Here is a 19,687-nt window from a genome sequence, read left to right on the forward strand (position 1 = left end):
TCCCGATTTGAGACTGCTGCTTTTCCCTTGAGGCTTTTGCAATGTCGAACAGAATAATCGAAGATGATCTGGAGATGCTGCGCCTGATCAAGGCATTCCAGAAAATAACTGACCAGGACACCCGGCGAATGATCTTTCTCTACGTCGAGGAGCAGCTCGAAAAGCGCCAAGCGAAGGTACCGGAAAGCCCTTCGCGCTAACGCGCCAGGCGCCGAAGTCGCGGCCTTTCGAGAACACGTCTCCAGTGCCGATGGCAGCCACCATCGCGCTCGAGATGATCGGGCCAATGCCGGGCACCGTCATCAGTCGCTCGCAGCTTTTGTCTTGACGGGGCAATGCTTCGATCTCGCTGGAGAGGTCCTCGATACGCTCATCCAGCCGGCGCCAGTCGCCCGCCAGATCCTCAATGATGCGCAACATGCGAGGCGAGAGCACATCGGTGCGCGTCGCGAGGATACTCGGCAACTCGGACCGCAGGGAGCGCAGGCCTTGCCGCACGGCGATGCCCCGCTCCAGCAGGAACGCACGGATCTGATTGATGACGCCGGTGCGCTGACCGACTAATCGCTCGCGCACGCGGTGCAGCGCATGCAGGTCGAGCTGGTCGGCGGTCTTGGTTGCGGCGAACTTCATGGTCGGGCGTTGGACCGCTTCGGCGATGGCTTCCGCATCTCGGAAGTCGTTCTTCTGTCCCTTCGAATAGGGGCGCACGTATTTCGCCGGCATCAAGCGGGCGTCGTGGCCAAGCGTTTGCAGCTTGCGACTGAGGTGATGCGCGCCGACGCAGGCCTCCATGCCGATCAAGCACGGCGGCAGGTTGGCGAGCCGGGTTTCCACCTGGCCGCGCGACCACTTCTGCCGCAGCACGATGCCGCCGCGCTGATTCTGGCCAATGATGTGGAACGAGTTCTTGCCGATATCGATGCCGATGACGGCGGGCGAAGCGTCGAGTTTCTGAGACATGGCGTGCTCCTTGTCTTGGGCGCCCTTGCCAGCTTCTCGTACCGCCAGGGCCGCAGCACGGCCGGACCATTCCATTAGCGGAAGTTCGAGCCGAGGCACGCGGAAAACAAATGGTCAGTAAATTGGAACTGCCTCCTGGGCGAGGGTTTGAGCCGCGTTGTTTCTGCGTGCTTGAGAGGAATACCGGCGATTTCGCTCCAGAATGGCCTTGGGAATAGGCTGCTGGCGGCAACGCCGCCAGCGGACCTTAACTTGCTCGCGCCCTACACCCAGAAAACGTCGTTCGACCTTGATACTGTACTGGTGCGAACGGGAGATGAGTTCAAGCTGGTCTATTTCCCCCTCAGCGGGGCCATAGCGTTCCTAGTTGAAATGTCGGACGGACGCATTGTCGCGTCAACTCTCATGGGCTCGGAAGGGGCGGTCGGCGCTCTCTCCGTCCTAAGTCCTTCACGCTCCCCAGTCACAGCAACTGCCTACGTCCTTGGAGCCGCGCTCCAGGTCCCTGTTTCGCAATTGCAGCTTGCTTATGAGCAAAGCGACACGATCAGGCGTGTTCTACGGCTCCATCTCCGCACACAATTGTTGCAGCTTAACAACGCGGCAGCTTGCAACGCGGTGTATCCGGTGGAGTGCCGCATGGCTCGATGGTTGCTTGAGATTCACGACCACACCGCAGAGAGCGGAATCCAGCTAACGCATGAGGCGCTCGCACAACTTCTCGGGGTCCGCCGAACGACCGTGACGCTAACGATGGGCAGACTTCAGGCCGCGGGCGGCGTCTTATCGGACCGACGCGGAATGCTAGACATCGACCGAAGGCGGCTCGAGAAGATCGCTTGCGAGTGCTACGCCGTGATGCGACACAGAATCAAGCGCATGTATGACAAGGAGCTGGTGGCCGCCTGATCCGCGAAAGTGAGCCGCCGCTCTTTGTTTGACTGGACCTTCGTGCTTGCCTGCGGCTCAGTAACGGCCGACGGTCGCGGTCTAGCGGTAAGTAGCTCACGTTCACCACGCCCCGACAAGCATTAGACCGATAATGGTCAAACACGAGACGCAAGCCACCGTTACAGTGTAGCATTCTGGGGTGTTCATAGTTGCCTCCCGAGCTGTTGCCTGTCACTGCTGCGCCGGGAGAGGCCGCCTGTCTCGGGGCCGCTGTTCGGCACGCCTGTGACCGGTTCGGTGCGGTGTGTTGGTCCTGTCGTCGCTGCTGTGATCCGCAGGATTGTAATCCCACATGTCTGGAGCTTCAGGGCGTTCAGCTGGGATCAGAAGCTGCTTTCGCATTTCAGCGAGGCAGGCGCGGCAATATTCACGATAGAGCAGGTCGAATATGGCGGGCATCGTCACCCCCACCGTTTGAGTGTCAGTGTCAGATCTTTCCACCGCGATCTTCGCGTGATTGTAGCCACTTCAGACGGCTCTTCGATGTGAGCCCGTTCGCAGACTGCACCAGTTCCAAGCTCAACAGCCGATTGGTTGACCTGATTGTCTGCCCGAAAAAACAAAGTCACGCTAACACAGACTATAGCAGCTCATTGTTTCAGGAAAACTTCGTCAAACAACTCCAGGGCGCCGAACGCCAACGAAAATCCAACCACAGCGCGAATAACTTTACCACTGAGTGAGAGCAACATTCGTTGCAAGCCGACCGAGTATGAGGACAGCATTCTTCCACGCGTTGGCCGACGGCGGCTTCGTAGCCAGCGGCACGCGTGACGCCGCGCTCACCACCGCCTCGGCAGAAGTGAAGTGTATCAGCGGCTGGTCCGGCGTGGCGACGTCGTTTTCCGACGTGAGCCGGTGCTATGCCGGGCAGGGCGTCGTTCCTCGACTTCCGGTGTTGGCCCATCTCCGACCTCGGAGCCCACCCGCTCTTTGGCCGATGTTGGCGGCAAACCGGACATCAGGCGGCCGCCGCTTCATGAGTACGTGCCCTAGTACGGCGCCGGCGAAATAGTTTGAGCTTGTGCATGTGAAACTTGGGGCGTGTCGATTACGGCCGATTGCGGCACGTGCAATGGGACACCGGCCCCGGCTGTTTCTCCCAACCTGGCTGGGGTCTACTGCAGAAAACTGTCAGCACTGTTGGCTGTTTATTTCGAGCGACGCCGTAACGCAGTTCGCTATATGGTTTCGTTCCCGGTTTTTACATCACCGACTGCCGGGCGATCATAAGAAAGCTGCTCCGCAAGTTTATGCTTTGGACTTTGCCGTCGTCGCCGGGTGTTCCGGGATTTTTGTATGAAATACATATTCATCGCGGTCGGCTGCTGGCTGCTGCTGAACCTGCTCTACATTCTCATAGTCACTCCGCCACGTAGGTCGCTCTGGCCTAGACAGCTCGTTCGCACCATTGCTGCGGTCAAGCGACTCATGCAACGCGGACGGCAGCCACCTACCTGAAGGGAGTGAACTTGGGAGTTTTGTGGCGCCATTCCACCCATAGATCGAATGCATCCGACATACGGCTCACCTCCTTGGCTTGACGCGAAATGGACTGTCGATGGAGAAGGCGTCCGGCGCGATCCCGCTCTCGATGCGCTTCCAGGTCACGGGCGCTGCGATCGGAAATCCCTCGCGCGCTCGCGGGGAATAGGTGCCGATCGCCGTCGTCCCGCGGCCATTGCGCAGATAATCGAGGAAGATGCGGCCGCGACGTTTTGATTGCGCAGACAGAAGGTAGCGGTCTGGATGACGCGCTGCGAGCGCGGAGACGAGCTGATGCGCGATCCGATGCGCCTTGTCGTGCAGCATCGGCTGAGCCAGTGGCGCCATCAGATGAATTCCTTTGCCGCCCGTGAGCTTGGGCCAGGTCTCGAAACCCTCGCACTTCATCAGCGTGCGCAGATCGAGCGCGGTCTCCACGACGGCCTCCCAGCCGACGCCCTCGCCGGGATCGAGATCGATCACGATACGGTCGGCATGTTCGAAGTCCTCGACGGTCGCATTCCACGGGTGCAGCTCGACAGCGCCGATCTCGACGAGACCAAAGAGGCCATCGAGGCTGTCGACCCACAGGCGCGTTCCCTGGCCGCCCTCCCGCTTCTGAATACGAAGCTGGTGCACGGCCGCCGGAATGTCCTTCGGCAGCGGCCCCTTGTGGTAGAAGGTGGTGCCTTGCACGTGGCGCACCAGCTTGAGCGGGCGATGGCCGAGGTGCGGGAGGGCCTTCTTCCACACCCTGCGCCAGTAGTCGGCGAGTTCTTCTTTGGACGGTGCAACGGCTTCGGGCAGAAGCTGCAGGATGTTCTCTCTGGGGACGCCGAGCTTCGGGCGGCCGGCCGCGCAGGGCACGAGGCGCGGCGCCTTGACCTTGCGCACCGCAAGATCATCGCGAAAGCCTTTGAACACGGCCTCGCGAAGCAGGCCATCATCGGTCAGCGCGCCATACCGGACCTCGATTTCGAGGATCGGATCGACCCACGTCGCCTTCGGCTTTTTGACTGGCACGTCCAGGGGAGACGTCTTGCGGATCAACGGATCGAGCCGCTCGCGCAATTCGCGCGCGGTCGTCTCGGTGTAGCCGGTCCGCACCTTGCCGGCATAGAGCAGCTTGCCGTTCTCGCGCCGGCCGACGTAAAGCGAGGCCACTTTCCGGGGGCGCGCCCCTAACTTCTCCACGAACGCGACGATCGGAAAGGCGTCGCTCTTCTTGCACTTGAGCTTGATCCAGCTCTCCTGTCGGCCCGAGCGATAGGGCTCGCCGAGCCGCTTGCCGATCAGGCCTTCCAGCCCCAGCTGGCACCCTTTTTCGAAGATTACGTTGCCGTCGCCCGCAAGCGCCTCGACGTACATGAACGTCTCGGGCGCGTCCTTCAGAAGCCGCTGCAGCAACCGCTTGCGCTCTTCGTACACGACGCCACGCAGGTCATAGCCGTCGAGGTACAAGAGATCGAAGGCGTGATAGCGCACGCGCTCGCTTTGCTTCGGGCCGAGCTCTCGCCTGAGCTGCTGGAAATCCGGCAGGCCGCCACTGCCGTACACCACGGCCTCGCCGTCGATGACCAAGCTGTTTGCTTTGAGTTTGGCCGCGCCCACCGCGATCGAGGAGAACTGTTCCGTCCAGTCCAGGCCGGTCTTCGAATAGACCTTGGCGTCCTCATCTCCCCGGTGCAGTTGAGCGCGGTAGCCGTCGGCCTTGATCTCGTAGACCCAGTCCTTGCCGCGCGGCGGATTCTCGCGCAGCGTGGGATCACACGGCTCGATGTAACCAGGAATCGCAACTTTGGTGGCGCCATGGACACGCGATACTCCCCAACGAGACTGACGCAACGCCACGGCACACATGGCGATTCAACGCCGTCGCGCTGATTCGTTCCGTTCCGCGGAGGCCGCTTGACGGCCTCGCCAGCGCGGCAGGTCGAGGAGGCCAAATCCGACGAAACCGGGTGGTCGCGCTACGTCTGCACCAGGATATTCCACTTGCGCGTCGGTCTCCCGACAGGAGCACCGGGCCTTCGGCGGAGCTCATGATCGTACCGGCGGCCGAACCCGCGCCCCGAGCAGGTGCGCTCGATGTTACGGGATGAGTTCGTCGGGCTCTGGACGCGGCGCCGCCGTGTCGGCGCGGCGCAGCGGCGGGCCACGAACATCGCCGCGCTCGCGGGGTGGTGGGCGCGTGGACAGGTCCCGGCCGATCGCGGCTCGCAGCTCCATCAGGTCGGTGAACACGTCCGCCTGCCGCCGGAGTTCGTCCGCGATCATCGGCGGCTGGGTCGCCATGGTCGACACCACGCTCACCCGTACGCCTCGGCGCTGCACCGCCTCCACCAGCGAACGGAAAGTGCCGTCGCCCGAAAACAGAACCATTTCGTCGACGTCGCCGGTGATCTCCATGGCATGCACCGCGAGTTCGACGTCCATATTGCCTTTGACCTTGCGCCGTCCGAACGAGTCGACGAACTCCTTTGTCGGTTTGGTCACGACGGTGTAGCCGTTGTAGTCAAGCCAATCGAGCAACGGCCGGATCGAGGAGAATTCCTGATCCTCGATGACAGCCGAGTAGTAGAAGGCGCGGAGCAGGATACCTCGGCTCTGGAATTCCTGCAGAAGGCGCTTGTAGTCGATGTCGAAGCCAAGGCTTCGGGAGGTGGCATGAAGATTGGCGCCATCGATGAACAGGGCAATCTTGCTGGGCGAGGACGACATGTTGGCAGGCCCGAATGATCCCGGCGGAAGCACCGCTCCCGCTTGGCGGATGGTTTGCTCAAAGATGGAGTTTGGGCACGGGGCGGCCTTGGCCCGCCGCTCACTCGCATTCTGCGTTGCGGCAAGAACGTGAGCTCCGACGGAGCAAGGCTATATCCAAGAATTCGAGCTTTCAAATCCTTTTTCATGAACAGTTGAACCAGGAGCCTGCTGCAAAGACAATGCAGTAGGGGACGCCGTGAATGCCGCACGAATTGCCGCTCTTCGAAATCCACCTCAGGCGGCGCCGCCGGGCATGCAGATGGTGTCTCTGCACGACTGATGGGCAAACCATCATGCAAGGCTCGGAAGCCAACCGGCCGGCTGCCCGGTACCAGGCCAATCGGGCGCTCTTTCTGATGCTGCTCGCTTCCGGGAGTCGCTCGGCAGGCCGCGAAGACCCGTCGCGGAGTCGCTCGCGCCGAAGCGCCTGATCACCCGGGAAATTGCCCGCAAGCGGGCCGACAGCTCGTTATCACGCAATCGCCCGTCGAGCGACGTTCATCGTCACTTGAACGCCCTTGTTCGGCGCGGACTCGACCTTGAAGTCCGGTTTCGCGTTTTCCCTCAAGGTCTGCACGATCAGCGCGCCGATCTTTCCCGGGATCGGCCATGTAATGCCCTCAGGCAACCCGACTCCGTCGTCCGCGATGACCACGCGATACCGGTCTTCGCTCTGGCGCAGACATTCGATCGTGATCACGCCGTGGCCGCGGCCTTCGAAGGCATATTTGAAGGAGTTGGTCAGCACCTCGTTCAGAACGAGCCCCACCGACCGCGCGGTGTTGACCGACACCGGGGCATACTCCGTCTTCTGCTCGAGCCGAATTCCCTGGACGGCGCAGGTGTTCATGACCGCGGCGGCGATCTGGCTGAGGTAATGGCCCAGATCGACCTCGTCGCCGGCGGCCTCGTTCGACAGGCCTGATAGGGCAGATGCAGGGATTCGATGCGGCCGGCCAGCGTGTGCAAGTCGACCCTCTCGCCCCGTCTTTCGTTGCGTGCTTCGAGCCGTATGAGGGCGACGATCAACTGAAGATTGTTCTTCACGCGGTGCTGCAGCTCGCGCAGCAGGATGTCCTTGTCGCGGATCCGGCGCGCATACTCCTCACGCTCGGCACGCGCCCTGTCGGTGATGTCGATCAGCGCCGCGATGCGATAGTTCTCGGTCCCGTCCTCGTTTTGAATGAGACCGGAGAAGGCCTCGACCAGGAGCGGTCTAGGCCGCTCCGCCCGGAAGGTGCCGAGAAACTCTCCTCCGTCCTTCAGCACGGCCAGATCCAGCGAGACGTTCGGATCGCTTTCGTCCGTGAACCCGGCCAGGATCGACCAGCCCTTGTCGGCGCAGTCTTTCGCGTCCTGGCCGAAGAGCGTTTCGAATTCCTTGTTCGCGTAGCAGATGCGCTGGTCGCCGCGGAAGAATTTCGAAACTGGCATCCTGCTCGATGGACGGCGCATTGGTATGATGCGCTCATCGTCAACATGGCCCTACCACCCTGCTGGACGTCTTCGAGGGCCACAGCATCTCGGGTGGAATTCCTACGAGGTCGAATTGCCCCAACAGCTTGTTGTCGGCCGCCAGCTCGCGTTCGCCCTGGAACACACGTACCGTGACGGCATTCTGATTGTCCTCTGCCGTCGAGAACACCTGGCTGCGTTTTGCGGGAATTGTGGTGTTGCGGTCGATCAGCTTCGTCATCACGCCGCCGAGCGTCTCTACCCAGGGACAGGGGAGTGACGTCGAGCAGCAGCACGTCCTTCACGTCACCCTGCAGCACGCCGGCTTGAATGGCGGCCCCGATGGCCACGACCTCGTCGGGGTTGACGCCCTTATGCGGCTCGCGCCCGAACAAGGCCTGGACGGTCTCCTGCACCTTGGGCATGCGGGTCTGGCCGCCAACCAGCACGACTTCATCGATCTGACCAGGCTCCAGACCGGCGTCCTTCAGGGCAGCCCGGCATGGTGGAATGGTTTTCTGGATGAGGTCGTCGACGATCGCCTCCAGCTTGGCTCGCGTCAGCCTGATGTTGAGGTGCTTGGGTCCGTGCTGGTCCGCGGTGATGAACGGGAGATTTGACATCTGTCTCTGTGCTACTCGACAGCTCGATTTTGGCCTTCTCCGCAGCGTCCTTGAGACGCTGTAACGCCAGGCGGTCGTTCCGCAGCTCGATGCCACTTTCTTTCCTGAATTCATCTGCGAGGTAATCGATAATGCGCTTGACGCCCCTGTGCTGGAACTCCTCGATCTCTTGCTCGCGGCACGAGCGGCATCGGCCTCGCCGGCGCGATGAGGACGGCGCGCCGCCGATCGCGCACGCCCAGACTGTCTCCCAGCCCTACATTGTCGCGCTGATGACCGAAGCGGCCGCACTGAAGTCCACGGACAAGGTGCTCGAAATTGGAACCGGTTCAGGCGCGCGGAGCTCAGTGAACTGCGCGGATCGGACGGCGGACGGGCTTCCGCATCACGCAGCCCGTGCACTTTCTCCGGGTCTTGCAGAGCATACGGTCGGAAGCTTGGACAAGGGAGCCGTGCCGCCGTCGAGATCGATCAGCGCATCAATGGCCTCATTGAGCTCCGAGGCCGCATCCGACTGCATGCCTTGCTTCGCGGACGCTACGAGGCGGTATGCGTCTAACGCCCACCGGCGGAGCAGATCTCGCTTCTGCTCCTCGCATAATGTCGGGTCGCGCAGAACCTCGCTCGGTCGCGTATAGCGATCGCAAGTTCGACCTGCACGCTCTCCTCGGCCGCTAGGCCTTTTGCGGCCGCAGGTTGAGGTGGCTTTCTGGCGACGGCACTCGCCGAAGCGCGTAGCGCGTCTTGCCGGTCGCCACACCCACTGCCGGATTGTCTGACATTTGGGATCTTGTTCGGCATAGAATCCTCCCGATACAGCGGGAGCAGGGGTCAAATGGTATCAGTCCCAATACACCTCCAATGGCGTTGCGCCGCTGGGTGTCTGAGCCAAACGCCGGCGAAGGGCGACAAGCAACTAGTGAGCAGCCAAGGAATTTCAAGAAGGACACCAAGCCTCATTACTCCACAAGATTTCCGAAGCCTGAGGAGTTTGCCTGCAGAAACTTCTCGGGAGCGGGTTGGCTATGCCGTCAGCCGCCGTGCCTTTTGGATGAGCAACTGCCGCAGGCGTTGAGGGTCAGGCATCCCCACAGGTCCGTCGTCCCCAACATGATTGGGCTGCCATCCAGGACCTCTGAGGGCGCGTCCGCAGCGAGCGGCCCCTTCAGCCGCCGTGCGGCGGAGCCGTCTGCGAGTTGGCCCCGAATCCACCTAGGATCACGCGGGGGCGGGCGCCCCTGCGCACCGGCAAATGATGGGTCCGCGATCCAGCCAAAGGTCACTCCTCATACTCTTGAATCGGTGTCGCCGTAGGCGGGTGCTCGCCGACGCCCCCCGTTACTACCCCCAACTTGTATCGTTGTGTTGGGCAAGAGCGAAACGCCCGGGCGGCCGGCAGGCACGGCGAGGATCGCAGGATACGTGAGGTGTAACTTAGCGTGCGATAAATTCGCATCTAGAATTTGCGCGGGTTGTCGTTCTAGGTCCTCGTTTGTCTCAGCCACAACACACAGTTCGTACGCGCGGTGCCGATTACTGTTCTCGGCCACGAATTCGGATCGGAGTTCGAGTCCCTCCCGCCATGCCAGATTGAACAGCCGACGGCATTAGGGACGACAAGGTGGGTGCAACGGACCAAGACAATCGATTGGCGGCGCGTCTTGCGCATTGTCTCACGGACGTGTATTACAGCCTCAGCAAGGCAGCGTGAAAAGCACGATTTTTCATAGGCTTACGTAGGAGTCTTCGGAGGTTCGATCCCTCCCGCCCCAGCCAGATGTCAAGCTGTTGAGTTCATTCGGTAAGCAGTTTCACTTTGGGCGCGTTTGGAAACACAGATTTTAAGGCTCGGTCCAGAATCGAACTAAACGGCGTGGCCATGCTGGCTTATCTCCGAGGCTTCCATCCGAACATATACCGTGGAAGCTGGGCGGGCAGGTGTTTTGCCCTCATCGTAGAATAGGGTGCTACGGCGAACGAAGCGGACAACCGGTCCAGATGCGCATGTGCGGAATTGCAGCCGTGCCGCAGTCGGCCCGGCCGGTGGCCTCGGGCGCGGTCGTTGCCCCGCTACCGGGGACCATTACGACTGCAAATCGCGTGGCCTTCGTTTCCTTGGCCGACCGGAACGATATAGACCCCGCACTTCCTGCTGTTGAAAGAGCTCCGCGCAGACGCCACGCAGCCATTGGCTTGCCGGGTCATGATGGAAGCGGGCGTGCCAGTATTGCTTCACCGTAAATCCGGCGATTGCCAGCGGGCAGTCGAGCACGCGCAGTCCGTAATAGTGAGCCAGCGTTTCACCAATGTGCCTTGGAAGGGTGGCGATCAGGTCAGTCGTCCCGACGATTGCAGGCAACCCCAAAAAGCCGGGTAGCTCCAGCCCAACGTCTAGGACTAATTTCTGCTCCTGCAGCGCAGCGGCGAGCAACTGATGCCCGGTGCCGGAGCGAATGAGGACGTGTGCCTCACGCCTGAAATCCTTTGCCGTGATGCGGTCGCGGATCCGGGCATGTTTCGCGCTCGCCAGGCAGACCCAATCCTGCGGAAACAGTGCCTGTTGGAAGTGTCCCGCGTCGAGATCCGAGATGTAGCCGAGCGCCAGATCGGCCTTTCCGGACTGCAGCATTCTTGGGGTGTCGGGGCCGATCTGTGTCGCCTCGATACGAACGCCAGGCGCAACGCGACGGACCTGAGCGAGAATGGAGGGAAGCAGCGTGACGTGACTTCCATCCGTCATGCAAATGGCGAAACGGCGTTTCGCGGTTGTCGGATCGAAGTCGCTGCGAAGCTCGGCCAGGCGACGCAGCATCTCCAGCGCCTGCCTCGCCGTGCCGATCAGAGCCTCCGCGCGCGGCGTCGGCAGCATGCCGTCTGCTGACCGGACGAAGAGCGGATCGTCTAATTCCTTTCGCAGACGGGCCAGCCAGATCGAAATGGTCGGCTGACTTTGACCGAGCTTCTCGGCTGCCTTGGTGACGCTACCCGTTGCGAACAATGCGTCGAACAGCCTGAGCAGGCGCGGGTCCAGCAGGTTGGTCTCGATGGGATCCTGGTGCTTCATTGCGATTCACAATAATTGCTATAAAGATCATAATATATCTAAATATCGAGCGGCCGGCTACCGTGCTTCCAACGCCGAGAATGGCGCGGGAGAAGCGTTCGGATGAGGATCTGCTTTATCGGAGCGGGAGCCTTGGGCTCGACCATCGGCGGTACGCTGGCGTGCGGCGGGGCCGAGGTCTGGCTGATCGATCCGTTCCAGGCCCATGTCGGCGCAATCAATGCAGGTGGCCTGCGGATACTCGAAGATGGCGCCGAGACCGTCGTGAAGGTCACTGCTTGCACCTCCGCGGCTCAGGTCGGCGTAGAAGCGGACCTCGTCATTATCCTCGTCAAATCCTACCACACGCGGGATGCCATCCGTGCCGCGGCGCCGATCATCGGGCCCCGGACGGTCGTGATGTCGCTTCAGAACGGTCTTGGTCACGAGGACATCCTGTCGGAGGAGGTTGGTCGTGACCGGGTCATGGCGGGCAAGACCTACATCGGCGGTGTGCTGCTCGGCCCTGGGCATGTTCGTTCCGGGGTCGTCGGCAAGGAGACCATCATCGGCGAGCTTGATGGGCGCTTGACAGAACGTGCGCAGCGAATCTCCGAGACCTTTAATCGTGCCGGCATTCTCACGCTGCTCAGCGACAATATCTTGGGCACGATGTGGGACAAGTTGTTCATCAACGTCGCCGGAGGAGGAATTACCGCAGTTACCGGGCTGACTTATGGCGGCCTGTATTCGCTGCCAGTTCTGGAAGATTGCGCGCTGGCCGCAATCTCGGAGGGCATCGCGGTTGCGCAAGCTGCTGGCGTGAAGATCTCGATTACCGACCCGCGACGCGCCTGGACGATGGCATCCGCTGGCCTGCCGCCCGAATTCAAGACGTCGATGCTGCAGAGCTTGCAGTCCGGCAATCTGACCGAGGTTGACTACATCCACGGCTCCGTCGTGCGTTGGGGCGCCAGGCTCAACGTGCCGACCCCCGTCAATTCCACCCTCGTCGCGCTGGTCAAGGGCATCGAATACGCCCGCAGCGACTATCCTGGAAAGGCCTGAGACGATGTCGCTGCCGCGCGCCTATGTCGAACACGTCGCGATCCGCGTGCCGGACGTTGATTGTCACATCGCCTTCTTTCGTGATGTGCTTGGCCTCGCCATCCGCGACGAGCAACCCGCCGACGGTGCACGCCCGCGCCAGGTTTGGGTGGTCGGAAGCGTGCAACTCATCGAGGATCCAAATTTCGTCGGACCTGAGGGGCGTCTCGCCCATCTCGGCATCATGGTCGACGATTACGAAGGTGTGCTCACCCGTGCCGCTGCCTGGGGCGCCAAGGCGTTGCCCGCTGGGGCGAACTGGCTCGAACTGCCGGGCGGGCTCAACGTCGAGATCTTGCAAGCCAGCGCCGGCGCTGTGGAAGGCGCCTTGGCAATCAATCCACGGGCCTAAGGAAAACGCGACATGACTGATGAGCGCTACTGGGACGATGCCAAGGTCGGCGATGAATGCGTCACGCCCTCGGCGACGGTCACCGAAGCAATGGTGAATGCCTACGCCGAACTGACGGGCGATTTCACGCCGGTCCATGTCGACGAGGAGTACGCGAAGACAACGCCGTTCGGCACGCGCGTCGCGCACGGGCTGTTTGGTCTGTCGCTGGCCGACGGTTTGAAGACCCGTGCCTACTACCGCTTCCTCCCGGGAATGTCGCTGGGCTGGACGTGGGATTTCAAGCTGCCGATCAAGCTCGGGGACACCGTGCACGTGAAGTTCCGCGTGGGTTCAATGCGCGAGACAAAGCGGGACGGGTGGGGCATCGTGGTGCTGCCCTCGGAGCTGATTAATCAGCGCGGCGAAGTGGTGCAGCTCGGTGAGCATCGGCTGATGATTCCGATGCGCCCGAAGACCAGCGTCGCGGGAGAGCGCGCATGACCGCGCAAGATCTGCCGCTCAAAGGCGTCCGCGTCATCGACTACAGCCATTTCCTGGCTGGCCCGTTCATGGGCCGTTGCCTCGCCGCGATGGGCGCGGAGGTCATCAAGGTGGAGCGTCCAAAGGGCGGCGACGCAGGCCGGGCCCATGGATATTTCAAGGACGAACAATCCGGCTACTTCCTACAGCAGAATATGGGGAAGCAGGGACTTTGCATCGACCTGCGCGACGAGCGTGGTCTCGACATGATGATGAAGCTGGTCGACACAGCCGATGTCTTCATCGAGAATTACCGACCCGGCGCACTCGAACGTCTCGGGCTTGGTTACAAAGCGCTATCGGGGCGGAATCCGAAGCTGATCTATTGCTCGGTCTCCGCCTATGGTCACACCGGTCCCTATGCCGATCGTCCGGGCTTCGGCCTGATCGCAGAGGCGATGTCGGGGGCCCTGGCGCAATTGGGCAATCCCGGCGAAGCGCCGCCACTGCTGCGGATGCCGCTGGCCGATATGTACACTGGCATTCATGGCGTCGCTGCTATCAATGCGGCGCTGGTTGGCCGTGCGTCGTCCGGGCGCGGCCAACATATCGATCTGGCGCTGTACGATTGCATGGTCTCGATGCACGACTATGCGGTTCAGCGTTACTTCCTCTCGGGCGGCGCTGACCTGCCGAAGCAAACCGGCAGCGGACAGCCGGACTCGACCGTTTACGGGGTCTTTCCGGCCAAGGACGGCAATCTTGTCATCGCTGCGCAAGTCGATGATGCGTGGCGACGATTGGCGAGCCTGATTGGAGGAGACACGCTGGCATTGGACGAGCGTTTCGCCAAGCCCGCCGCGCGGAACGCCCATTATGCTGAAGCCATGGAGATTGTGCGCAACTGGACGCTATCACAGCCGTCTCGGGATGCGTGTCTTGCGGCACTCGAGGAAGCAGGTGTGCCGTCCGCTCCCGTGCAGACCATCGAAGAGGTCGCGAGGGATCCGCAGATCCATGCGCGCGGCATGCTGGTCGAGCAGGAGCATCCGGTGCTCGGCAAAGTAACGCTGCCGAACCTGCCGTTCCGGTTCTCCGATTGCGACACCACGGTGCGTACTCCGGCGCCACTGCTTGGGCAGGACAATCGCCGCATTGCCGCATCGCTGGGACTGTCGGCCGAAGCCGTCGACGCGATGGTGCGCGACGGCGTGCTTTACAACGAAGCTGCAGTGCGGGAGTGAGCGATGAGCGATCGTTATGCGGTGATTGGCAATCCGATCGGCTTCAGCAAATCACCCTTGATCCATGGCACTTTCGCCAGAATGACGGGACAGGATCTCGTCTATGAGGCGATCGAGGGACCTATCGATGGCTTCAGCCGACGGGTCGACCAATTCCGGACAGAGGGTGCCAAGGGGCTGAACATCACCGCCCCTTTCAAGCTCGATGCCTTCGCTTATGCAAATGAGCTTTCAGAGAGCGCCAGACGGGCAGGTGCCGCAAACTGCCTGAAATTCGAGGGCGACCGGATCATCGCCGAAAATTTCGACGGGGTAGGGCTGGTGCAGGACATCACTGCCAATCTCGGCGTCAAAATGGCCGGTCGGCGCGTCCTGATGCTCGGCGCCGGGGGAGCGGCGCGTGGCGCGTTGCTGCCTTTCCTGCGCCAGCAACCGTCCGAGTTGGTTCTCGTCAATCGAACGCTGTCCAAAGCCGTGGCATTGGCCGAAGAGTTTGCCGGCTGTGGTCCCCTGATGGTGAGCGGCTACGCTGAACTGGCGGACCTTGCCGAGGGCTATGACGTCGTGGTCAACGCGACCTCTGCCAGCCTGCGAGGTGAAATGCCGCCGCTTCCGGGGAATGTCTTCCAGGGCGCGGAGCTGGCGTACGAACTTGCCTATGGCAAAGGATTGACTCGCTTTCTGCAAGCGGCCCGCGCCGAAGGCGTGGCCAAACTGGCTGACGGCGTCGGCATGCTGGTCGAGCAGGCGGCGGAAGCCTTCGTCTGGTGGCGCGGCGTGCGACCGAGCACGGCCCAGGTCATCGCCGAATTGACTGTTCCATTGAGCTGACGGACGACGCCGACAATGCATCGCAAACCCGGCTTTCTCGTCGGCCTGATCGGCAGCGGCATCTCGGCGTCTCGCACGCCGCCCATGCACGAAGCGGCCGCCGACGCCGCTGGCATCCGCTATCTCTACAAGAAGATCGATCTGACCGAGTTGAACCTCGGCGTCGAAGCATTGCCGGAATTGCTCACGGCCGCAAGGCGGATGGGCTTTGACGGTTTGAACGTAACCCATCCCTGCAAGCAGGCGATCCTTCCACTGCTGGACGAGCTTTCGCCCGACGCCGAGGCGCTTGGTGCGGTGAACACCGTGGTCGTCAGGAACGGCCGAATGACCGGCCACAACACCGACTGGTTCGGCTTCGCGGAGAATTTCCGCCGCAACATGCAAGGTGCACCACTTGGTCGCGTCGTGCAATTCGGCGCAGGCGGCGCCGGTGCGGCGGTTGCTTTCGCGCTGATGAAGCTTGGCGTGCAGGAACTGACCATCATAGACGTCGACCTGGCCAAGGCGCAGAGCGTGGTCGACGGCTTGTCCTCTCGATTTGTAGAAGGGCGCTTGAGGGTCGGCCAGGATGTTGCCGCCGCCGTGGCGGCCGCAGACGGAATTGTCAACGCGACGCCGATCGGCATGGACAAATATCCGGGAACGCCGCTGCCGCTGGCGATGCTGTGTTCCGGTCTCTGGGTTGCCGAGATCATCTACTTCCCGCTGGAGACCGCGCTGCTGCGCGCGGCGCGGGCCCTCGGCTGCCGCACGGTCGATGGTGGCGGAATGGCTATCTTCCAGGGCACCGAAGCGTTCCGCCTGTTCACGGGCGTCTCGCCTGATCCAGACGTCTTCTTCGCAACTTTCGCATCCCTGGGAGGGTGACACCCGGCCGATGGGCGAGCGGCACGCACAACGCCCGAGAGGAAACGCAAGATGGGCTACACGCTCGATTTCTCGGTGGTTTGGCACGCAATGCCCGCGTTGCTGTGGGGTTGCGTGGGGACGTTGGGTTTGGCGCTTGCTGGCATGACGCTCGCAATGATCATCGGCGTCGCGGGCGTCGCGGCCCGCGATGCGAAGGCGGCCTGGTTGCGCGCCATCGTGATCGGCTTCGTCGAAATCGTGCGCAACACGCCGTTCCTGGTGCAGATCTTCTTTCTGTTCTTTGCACTGCCGCTCGTCGGGGTAAAGCTCAATCCGACCGCCACGGCCATTATCGCACTCGGCGTCAACGGAGGCGCGTACGCCATCGAGATCATCCGCGGCGGCGTGCAATCGATTCACAAAGGGCAAATCGAGGCTGGCTACGCGCTCGGACTGCACAAAGGGCAGGTATTCCGTTCCATCGTACTCAAGCCCGCGCTTCGCGCGATCTATCCCTCGCTCACGGGACAGTTCATCATGCTGACGCTGACCTCGTCGATCTGTTCGGCTGTGTCGGCTTACGAATTGACGTCGGTCGCGCAGCGAATCGAAAGCGACACATTCCGCAGCTTCGAGGTCTATTTTTTCGTCACTTTCCTCTACCTCGCGATCTCCTGGCTGCTGATGGCGGGCTTCGCAATCATCTCTCACCGCTTCTTCTCATATCCGACGCGCTGAGGAGCACAGATCATGACACCGCATTTCGGCGTTCCCGAGTTCGGCTTCCTCCTGCGTGGTCTGCAATGGACGGTACTCCTGACGCTGGTTGCATTCGTCGGTGGCTGTACCGCCGGCCTGGTCGTCGCATTGTTGCGCACCTGCGGTCGCACGACCGTGGAATGGATAGTTCGGATCTATATCGGAATCTTCCAGGGGACACCGCTGCTGCTGCAACTGTTCGTGGTGTATTACGGCTTGGCGCTCCTCGGATTGAAGCTGTCAGCATTCGTTGCGGTCGCGATTGGGTTCACCGTCAACGCCTCGGCTTTTCTGGGCGAGATCTGGCGCGGCGCAATCCAGGCCGTGCCTCGCGGTCAGACCGAGGCCGCGATGGCGCTCGGTCTACACTATTCCGCGCGCATGCGCGACATCGTGCTGCCGCAAGCCATTCGCATCGCGCTGCCGGCGACCATTGGCTATCTCGTGCAGCTCATCAAGGGTACCTCGCTCGCTGCCATCGTCGGCTTCATCGAACTCGCCCGCGCCGGTCAAATCGTGTCGAACCAGACCTACCAGCCGTTGCTCGTCTTCGGTGTGGTCGGCGCGATGTATTTCATCCTCTGCTGGCCACTCTCGTGGTGGGGCAGTCGGATGGAGGCCAGGCTCGCCCTGGCCGGTCAAAGGTAGGTTCGGCGCACCTACTCAATCAAACACAGCCATCACCAGGAGGAGATACTCATGTTGTTTTCGCTCAATCGGCGCCAACTCGGCGTTACGCTGCTGACGCTGTCGGCCATCGTTGTCGCAGGCGGCTCGCAGGCGGGCACTCTGGAGGACGTGAAGAAGAAGGGCGTCGTCGTCATCGGCATTCAGGGCGATAATCCGCCCTGGGGCTATGTCGATAGCTCAGGAAAGCAGGATGGGATCGATGCCGACATGGGGCGTGCCTTCGCTGAATATCTCGGCGTGAAGGCCGAGTTCGTCCCGCTGGCGGTGGCCAATCGTATTCCGGCGCTGACCACAGGCCGCGTAGACATTCTGTTCGCGACCATGGCCATGCTGCCCGAGCGTGCGAAGGTGGTACAATATTCCAAACCCTATGTTGCCAATGAGATTACACTTGTCGCTGCCCAGGCAACGCCGATCAACAGTAACGCCGATATGGGGAAGTACGTTATCGGCGTCCCACGCTCCTCCACGCAGGACACCCAGGTAACCAATAATGCTCCTGCGGGCGCCGAAATCCGCAGGTTTGATGATGACGCGGCCACGATCCAGGCACTGCTCTCGGGTCAGGTGCAGGCGGTCGGGGCAAACAGCTTCTACCCGCAGCGTCTGAACGCTGCAAAGCCGGAACTTGGGTTCGAGCCCAAGCTTCACTTCACCGCCTTGTACAACGGGGCCTGCACGCGCCTCGGAGAGAAGGAGTGGAACGAGACGGCGAACAAATTCGTCGACCAGATCAAGTCCAATGGCAAATTGGCCGCTTTCTACGCCAAGTGGATGAAGGCGCCCGTGCCGGTCTTCCCCGACTCGGTCCCCGGCGTTCCGTTCACAGTTCAATAGTCACTGCAAGCGGCCGACGCGCTGGGCGCGTTGGCCGCCGTCCGATAACGGAGGCCGAATCCATGCAGGACCAGATCCTGATCGAAATGAAGGGCGTGCAGAAATGGTACGGCGGGTATCAGGCTCTCCGCAACGTTGACCTCACTGTGCGCAGAGGGGAAAAGATCGTGCTTTGCGGTCCGTCCGGTTCGGGCAAGTCGACGCTGATACGCTGTATCAACCGCCTGGAGGCAATCCAGCAGGGCAGTATCGTGGTGAACGGTCATCGGTTTGACGACAGCATCAAAGCCATCGATGTCGTACGCCAGGACGTCGGCATGGTCTTTCAGAGCTTCAACCTTTTTCCGCATATGACGGTCTTGCAGAACTGCATGCTCGCGCCCATTCGCGCGCGCCGCATCAGCAAGACCGAAGCGGAGGCGAGCGCGCGAAAATATCTCGAGCGGGTGCGCATTGGCGAGCAGGCCGAGAAGTATCCGGCGCAACTCTCGGGCGGTCAGCAGCAACGTGTCGCGATCGCGCGTGCTCTCTGCATGCAGCCCAAGGTCATGTTGTTTGATGAACCGACTTCGGCTCTCGATCCGGAAATGGTCAAGGAAGTGCTCGACACGATGATTGGCCTCGCCAACGACGGCATGACCATGATTTGCGTCACCCATGAAATGGGTTTTGCCCGCCAGGTTGCCGACCGTGTCATCTTCATGGCTGAAGGGCAGATCATCGAAGAAGGTGTGCCCGACGCTTTCTTCCGCAATCCGCAGCACGCTCGCACCAAGCAGTTCCTTGGCGAGATCCTCGCCCATCACTGAACGGAGTTATTCCATGAGCCGTCTTGTCTACGTCCTCAACGGGCCAAATCTCAATTTGCTTGGCAAGCGTCAGCCCCACATCTATGGCCACGAGACGCTTGCGGATGTGGAGCGAGATTGTCGGGGGCTAGCCACGGAGCTGGCTCTGGAGATGCGCTTTCACCAGTCGAACAGGGAATACGAGCTGATCGACTGGATCCACGAGGCGCGCGAGACGGCTGTCGGCATCGTCATGAATCCCGCGGCTTTCACCCATACCTCGGTCGCCATCCTAGACGCTTTGAACACGTTCGAGGGGACAGTAATCGAGGTGCACATTTCCAATGTGCACAAGCGCGAGGAATTCCGCCACCGCTCGTTCGTTTCCAAACGAGCTGATGGCGTTATTGCAGGCTTCGGCACTCAGGGTTATCTGCTCGGTTTGCGTCGGTTGGCCAAGCTGCTCGATGAGAAGGGATAGA

18 protein-coding genes and 2 pseudogenes are annotated in these 19,687 nt (G+C 61.4%); 13 read left to right on the forward strand and 7 right to left on the reverse strand.

What is annotated here, in order from left to right; genetic code table 11:
- Nucleotides 1–204: 204 nt before the first annotated feature.
- Nucleotides 205–963 (reverse strand): annotated as a pseudogene (locus ACIPUD_RS02220) (IS110 family transposase); the annotation flags it as partial.
- A gap of 252 nt (nucleotides 964–1,215) precedes the next feature.
- On the opposite strand from ACIPUD_RS02220, the gene ACIPUD_RS02225 reads away from it, so the two are divergent.
- Complete coding sequence (locus ACIPUD_RS02225; protein ID WP_446480046.1) at nucleotides 1,216–1,872, forward strand: Crp/Fnr family transcriptional regulator; 657 nt, start codon at nucleotides 1,216–1,218, stop codon at nucleotides 1,870–1,872.
- Between the two features lie 1,569 nt (nucleotides 1,873–3,441).
- Here the strand turns inward: ACIPUD_RS02225 and ligD are convergent.
- The 5 genes and pseudogenes from ligD to ACIPUD_RS02250 all read right to left on the reverse strand — a co-directional run.
- Complete coding sequence (gene ligD / locus ACIPUD_RS02230) at nucleotides 3,442–5,259, reverse strand: DNA ligase D (protein ID WP_018460435.1); 1,818 nt, start codon at nucleotides 5,257–5,259, stop codon at nucleotides 3,442–3,444.
- A 231-nt stretch (nucleotides 5,260–5,490) separates the two neighbouring features.
- The gene (locus ACIPUD_RS02235) at nucleotides 5,491–6,120 is read right to left on the reverse strand and encodes a LabA-like NYN domain-containing protein (RefSeq protein ID WP_368507311.1); all 630 of its coding nucleotides are present in this window, start codon (nucleotides 6,118–6,120) and stop codon (nucleotides 5,491–5,493) included.
- A 514-nt stretch (nucleotides 6,121–6,634) separates the two neighbouring features.
- Complete coding sequence (locus tag ACIPUD_RS02240) at nucleotides 6,635–7,012, reverse strand: ATP-binding protein (RefSeq protein WP_446480047.1); 378 nt, start codon at nucleotides 7,010–7,012, stop codon at nucleotides 6,635–6,637.
- Nucleotides 7,009–7,596: a histidine kinase dimerization/phosphoacceptor domain -containing protein gene (locus tag ACIPUD_RS02245; protein ID WP_446480048.1), complete on the reverse strand. Its 588-nt coding sequence runs from the start codon at nucleotides 7,594–7,596 to the stop codon at nucleotides 7,009–7,011. Before ACIPUD_RS02245 ends, ACIPUD_RS02240 begins: the two co-directional genes overlap by 4 nt.
- Nucleotides 7,597–7,687: 91 nt before the next feature.
- A pseudogene (locus ACIPUD_RS02250) lies at nucleotides 7,688–8,364 on the reverse strand (Hsp70 family protein); the annotation flags it as partial.
- Nucleotides 8,365–8,371: 7 nt separating this feature from the next.
- Between ACIPUD_RS02250 and ACIPUD_RS02255 the strand changes: the two are divergent.
- Nucleotides 8,372–8,878: a protein-L-isoaspartate O-methyltransferase family protein gene (locus tag ACIPUD_RS02255; protein WP_083926605.1), complete on the forward strand. Its 507-nt coding sequence runs from the start codon at nucleotides 8,372–8,374 to the stop codon at nucleotides 8,876–8,878.
- Nucleotides 8,879–10,323: 1,445 nt separating this feature from the next.
- On the opposite strand, the gene ACIPUD_RS02260 is transcribed toward ACIPUD_RS02255, so the two are convergent.
- The gene (locus ACIPUD_RS02260) at nucleotides 10,324–11,304 is read right to left on the reverse strand and encodes a LysR family transcriptional regulator (RefSeq protein WP_018460432.1); all 981 of its coding nucleotides are present in this window, start codon (nucleotides 11,302–11,304) and stop codon (nucleotides 10,324–10,326) included.
- Nucleotides 11,305–11,406: 102 nt separating this feature from the next.
- On the opposite strand from ACIPUD_RS02260, the gene ACIPUD_RS02265 reads away from it, so the two are divergent.
- The 11 genes from ACIPUD_RS02265 to aroQ all read left to right on the forward strand — a co-directional run bounded on the left by ACIPUD_RS02265 (nucleotide 11,407) and on the right by aroQ (nucleotide 19,686).
- Complete coding sequence (locus tag ACIPUD_RS02265; RefSeq protein ID WP_446480049.1) at nucleotides 11,407–12,351, forward strand: ketopantoate reductase family protein; 945 nt, start codon at nucleotides 11,407–11,409, stop codon at nucleotides 12,349–12,351.
- A gap of 4 nt (nucleotides 12,352–12,355) precedes the next feature.
- A complete protein-coding gene (locus tag ACIPUD_RS02270) occupies nucleotides 12,356–12,742 on the forward strand; it encodes a VOC family protein (RefSeq protein WP_085359182.1) in 387 nt (128 codons plus the stop codon).
- 12 nt (nucleotides 12,743–12,754) lie between these two features.
- Nucleotides 12,755–13,225 (forward strand): MaoC family dehydratase, encoded by a 471-nt coding sequence (locus tag ACIPUD_RS02275; protein ID WP_446480050.1) that lies wholly within the window; start codon nucleotides 12,755–12,757, stop codon nucleotides 13,223–13,225.
- Entirely contained in the window at nucleotides 13,222–14,448 is a 1,227-nt protein-coding gene (locus ACIPUD_RS02280; protein WP_446480051.1) for a CaiB/BaiF CoA transferase family protein, read from the forward strand. The genes ACIPUD_RS02275 and ACIPUD_RS02280 overlap by 4 nt, the downstream gene beginning before the upstream one ends.
- Before the next feature lie 3 nt (nucleotides 14,449–14,451).
- Nucleotides 14,452–15,279 (forward strand): shikimate dehydrogenase, encoded by an 828-nt coding sequence (gene aroE / locus ACIPUD_RS02285; RefSeq protein ID WP_018460426.1) that lies wholly within the window; start codon nucleotides 14,452–14,454, stop codon nucleotides 15,277–15,279.
- 15 nt (nucleotides 15,280–15,294) lie between these two features.
- Nucleotides 15,295–16,149, forward strand: a complete 855-nt coding sequence (locus ACIPUD_RS02290; protein WP_247299819.1) for a shikimate dehydrogenase — start codon at nucleotides 15,295–15,297, stop codon at nucleotides 16,147–16,149.
- 51 nt (nucleotides 16,150–16,200) lie between these two features.
- A complete protein-coding gene (locus ACIPUD_RS02295) occupies nucleotides 16,201–16,869 on the forward strand; it encodes an amino acid ABC transporter permease (protein ID WP_007601261.1) in 669 nt (222 codons plus the stop codon).
- Between the two features lie 12 nt (nucleotides 16,870–16,881).
- Complete coding sequence (locus ACIPUD_RS02300; protein WP_018460423.1) at nucleotides 16,882–17,538, forward strand: amino acid ABC transporter permease; 657 nt, start codon at nucleotides 16,882–16,884, stop codon at nucleotides 17,536–17,538.
- A 51-nt stretch (nucleotides 17,539–17,589) separates the two neighbouring features.
- Nucleotides 17,590–18,417 carry a transporter substrate-binding domain-containing protein gene (locus tag ACIPUD_RS02305; protein WP_018460422.1) on the forward strand — a complete coding sequence of 276 codons (828 nt, stop codon included), beginning with the start codon at nucleotides 17,590–17,592 and terminating at the stop codon, nucleotides 18,415–18,417.
- Nucleotides 18,418–18,479: 62 nt separating this feature from the next.
- Nucleotides 18,480–19,226 carry an amino acid ABC transporter ATP-binding protein gene (locus ACIPUD_RS02310; RefSeq protein ID WP_018460421.1) on the forward strand — a complete coding sequence of 249 codons (747 nt, stop codon included), beginning with the start codon at nucleotides 18,480–18,482 and terminating at the stop codon, nucleotides 19,224–19,226.
- 13 nt (nucleotides 19,227–19,239) lie between these two features.
- On the forward strand, nucleotides 19,240–19,686 hold the full coding sequence (aroQ, locus tag ACIPUD_RS02315; RefSeq protein ID WP_018460420.1) for a type II 3-dehydroquinate dehydratase: 447 nt from the start codon (nucleotides 19,240–19,242) through the stop codon (nucleotides 19,684–19,686).
- The last annotated feature ends 1 nt before the right edge of the window (nucleotide 19,687 follow it).

The organism is Bradyrhizobium sp. CAR08 (genome assembly GCF_052871955.1).

Bases quoted from the DNA above. Each gene is read 5' to 3' on its own strand.
- ACIPUD_RS02300 (WP_018460423.1), top strand. From the start codon at position 16,882: ATGACACCGCATTTCGGCGTTCCCGAGTTCGGCTTCCTCCTGCGTGGT.
- ACIPUD_RS02280 (WP_446480051.1), top strand. From the start codon at position 13,222: ATGACCGCGCAAGATCTGCCGCTCAAAGGCGTCCGCGTCATCGACTAC.
- aroE (WP_018460426.1), top strand. From the start codon at position 14,452: ATGAGCGATCGTTATGCGGTGATTGGCAATCCGATCGGCTTCAGCAAA.
- ACIPUD_RS02265 (WP_446480049.1), top strand. From the start codon at position 11,407: ATGAGGATCTGCTTTATCGGAGCGGGAGCCTTGGGCTCGACCATCGGC.
- ligD (WP_018460435.1), bottom strand. From the start codon at position 5,259: ATGTGTGCCGTGGCGTTGCGTCAGTCTCGTTGGGGAGTATCGCGTGTC.
- ACIPUD_RS02290 (WP_247299819.1), top strand. From the start codon at position 15,295: ATGCATCGCAAACCCGGCTTTCTCGTCGGCCTGATCGGCAGCGGCATC.
- ACIPUD_RS02235 (WP_368507311.1), bottom strand. From the start codon at position 6,120: ATGTCGTCCTCGCCCAGCAAGATTGCCCTGTTCATCGATGGCGCCAAT.
- ACIPUD_RS02255 (WP_083926605.1), top strand. From the start codon at position 8,372: ATGCGCTTGACGCCCCTGTGCTGGAACTCCTCGATCTCTTGCTCGCGG.
- aroQ (WP_018460420.1), top strand. From the start codon at position 19,240: ATGAGCCGTCTTGTCTACGTCCTCAACGGGCCAAATCTCAATTTGCTT.
- ACIPUD_RS02305 (WP_018460422.1), top strand. From the start codon at position 17,590: ATGTTGTTTTCGCTCAATCGGCGCCAACTCGGCGTTACGCTGCTGACG.
- ACIPUD_RS02240 (WP_446480047.1), bottom strand. From the start codon at position 7,012: ATGAACACCTGCGCCGTCCAGGGAATTCGGCTCGAGCAGAAGACGGAG.
- ACIPUD_RS02245 (WP_446480048.1), bottom strand. From the start codon at position 7,596: ATGCCAGTTTCGAAATTCTTCCGCGGCGACCAGCGCATCTGCTACGCG.
- ACIPUD_RS02270 (WP_085359182.1), top strand. From the start codon at position 12,356: ATGTCGCTGCCGCGCGCCTATGTCGAACACGTCGCGATCCGCGTGCCG.
- ACIPUD_RS02260 (WP_018460432.1), bottom strand. From the start codon at position 11,304: ATGAAGCACCAGGATCCCATCGAGACCAACCTGCTGGACCCGCGCCTG.
- ACIPUD_RS02275 (WP_446480050.1), top strand. From the start codon at position 12,755: ATGACTGATGAGCGCTACTGGGACGATGCCAAGGTCGGCGATGAATGC.
- ACIPUD_RS02310 (WP_018460421.1), top strand. From the start codon at position 18,480: ATGCAGGACCAGATCCTGATCGAAATGAAGGGCGTGCAGAAATGGTAC.
- ACIPUD_RS02295 (WP_007601261.1), top strand. From the start codon at position 16,201: ATGGGCTACACGCTCGATTTCTCGGTGGTTTGGCACGCAATGCCCGCG.